This is a genomic window from Paracoccus beibuensis, assembly GCF_026162625.1.
GTDB lineage: Bacteria > Pseudomonadota > Alphaproteobacteria > Rhodobacterales > Rhodobacteraceae > Paracoccus > Paracoccus beibuensis.
The window spans coordinates 1-2,380 of record NZ_JAOTBD010000083.1 but is presented as its reverse complement, the minus strand read 5'-3'; the positions used below and the strand labels follow the sequence as shown (position 1 = coordinate 2,380).

Annotated in this window: 3 protein-coding genes and 1 tRNA gene; all 4 read right to left on the bottom strand. The window is 61.8% G+C overall.

Annotated elements, in window-relative coordinates; genetic code table 11:
* Positions 1-409: 409 nt before the first annotated feature.
* The gene (locus OC159_RS19835; RefSeq protein WP_265502952.1) at positions 410-1,018 is read right to left on the bottom strand and encodes a transposase; all 609 of its coding nucleotides are present in this window, start codon (positions 1,016-1,018) and stop codon (positions 410-412) included.
* 238 nt (positions 1,019-1,256) lie between these two features.
* Positions 1,257-1,333 (bottom strand) — tRNA-Met (locus OC159_RS19830).
* Between the two features lie 299 nt (positions 1,334-1,632).
* Complete coding sequence (locus OC159_RS19825; protein WP_265502951.1) at positions 1,633-1,980, bottom strand: hypothetical protein; 348 nt, start codon at positions 1,978-1,980, stop codon at positions 1,633-1,635.
* 9 nt (positions 1,981-1,989) lie between these two features.
* On the bottom strand, positions 1,990-2,380 hold a 391-nt coding region (locus OC159_RS19820), incomplete at its 5' end, for an IS3 family transposase (protein ID WP_265502950.1).

Below are 2,380 nucleotides of genomic sequence, written 5' to 3'. Positions count from 1 at the left end.
GAAAACGCTTTCTCAGCCTCTCGAGCCGATGTCTCTTGACCCCGCGGCCTGACTGGAGCCAACCTCACATGCCCGGAGCCCGCTGCTCAACAATTTCCACCACATTCGCGACACGACCTTTGCCGAAGGTTGAGGAGGGGTTCAGAAATCTCGGCCCGTCGATCGGGAAAGCGCTTCTGGCCGATCATCTGCGAAGGTTGAAAAACCAAGCCTAGCGATGTTGTTCTGATATCCCATAGAAGCCATCGGCTAGAACTGGCTGAACGCGGTTGTAGTCGACTTGATGCTCGCCCGTATGGACGCAATCGACGCGAGGCGCCGACCGGCGACTTGGCCCAACTGTCTGCCGCCGGCTCGGCGCGAGCTCCTTGAGCAACGCACCGGTCTGAAATCAGAACTCTCCGCTCTGCTACGGGAGTATCGCAAGCTTCCCGCAGCCGAGCGACCGGGCGTGCGCGCGGCCACCCTCAGACACACTGAACTGCCTAATGTCTTCAGCGATGCCTCCCCGTGCCCGACACTCGCTGCGCTGCCGGCGTCGATCCGCGCACCGGCAAGCGCGCTCGCTGACTATATCTTCCGCCAGCTGTCGACCCTTGAGCAGGGCGACGGCTTCCTGCGCGACAATCTGTATAGCGTCATCTACTCCAAGGAGATCAGGCATTGTCCGTTCTGCGGTCTCAATTATTTCCGCGCGCCTAGCGCACCGCGGCACGCGCTTGACCATCTGTTGCCGATCTCGATCTACCCGTTTGCTGCCGCCGATCCGCTCTGCCGAGGCTCCGGTTTCCAGACGGATCGCCACCGCGCCTGCGACGATCTCCGGCCGGGCCACGGCACCAACATCGGTCCGCGGCGCATCTTCAGCGGGGCCGAGCAACAGCGCCGCGAACTCCACTGGATCTTCAGGAGCAGGCAGCACCAGCCGCCCTTTCCGCGCCAGCGTCCGCCAAGAGGAGATATGGCTCGCCGGCACCCCGTGCCGCCGCGCAACGGTGTTCACGGTCACGCCCGGCATCAGCGTCTCCGCCACGATCCGCGCCTTCACCTCATCCGGCTACTTCCGGTTCCGACGGCCGCGGCCGCCAGCCGGGAGAAGCTCCAATGCAGACTCCATGGAGAAACTCCGTCCCAACAATAAGCACAGTCCAATGAACCGATCAGGATGCCGCGCGGAAGGTGGGGGGCAGAGAACGCTTACCTTGAGAGACTTCGTGGAGGCACCTGACCTAAGCCGTAAAGTTTCAGGGGTTCGGTGGTAGCGGAGGAGGGACTTGAACCCCCGACACGCGGATTATGATTCCGCTGCTCTAACCAACTGAGCTACTCCGCCACAAGTAGGCGGCGATGTAAGCGAACCTGCGAGGGGCGTCAAGCGCTTTCCATGAAGTTTATTCGCGATGCATCAAGGCTGCGATGGCTAGGACCAGAACAGGTCCATAACCGCGACCAGAAGTTGACCGTTGCGGCCAATGCGATGGCAGAAAGAGATGTTCCCGGATCATGTCGCAGGAGGTGGCTGTCGCTAGCCCCTCAGGCGATCGGAGGTGATCTCGATGCGACCGCACCTCGTGTGGCGCCGCTTGTCGACTGCGGTAGTCGTGCAGGACGTCCGGCGGAGGATGCAGGCGGTCACCCCCGTCTGCCAATGCTTTCCGCAGCCAAGCAACGCAACCGCCCGGGTTCCCAAAGCCGTCGGCCTGCGCCAGCCTGCCCAAGATCGCCGCCCCAGCGACGGCTGATCTGTCCCGTCGGCACGAAGAACGGGTCAGGAGTGCCCGTCGCATCGGGAAACGCGTGCAGCCTCGTGCTCTGCTCTCTTTCCTTCGACTTCGCCACCGCACCCGCATGGCGCTTAGGCTGGAGGCTGCGTGGTACCCGCTTGAAATCGATCAACTCGGGCATGAACGTCTCTGGAGCCGAGCCCTCGGCCGCGAGGCCAGCCGCGATCTGGACCTGTCCCGGTTTCGTTTCGGTCAAGTGCTCATGTCAAGCGGCCCTCTGTTCGAAGTCCACGGGCGATTTCCAGCTCAATCCCGAGTGTTTGCGGCGCGGGTTGTAGAAGCCGTTGATGCATTCGAAGAGGGCGATTTCGGCGTCACGCCGCGCGTGCCAGTCGCCGCGCCAGACCAGTTCGGCCTTCAGCGATTTGAAAAAGCTTTCGACGGCTGAATTATTGTAGCAATTGCCCTTGCCGCTCATCGATGCCTTGAACCCATGACTGTGCAGGATCTTCTGGTAGTCGTGGGCGCAGTATTCGGCAGATTCAACCGGTCGTCGCAACACCCCATGATTGGAGATGTTGTTGATGTCAGGAAGACGGAAGTCGGAGCGTTCGACGCGACGCAAATTATCCTCGCCAGGTCGGCCACCAGTCTGG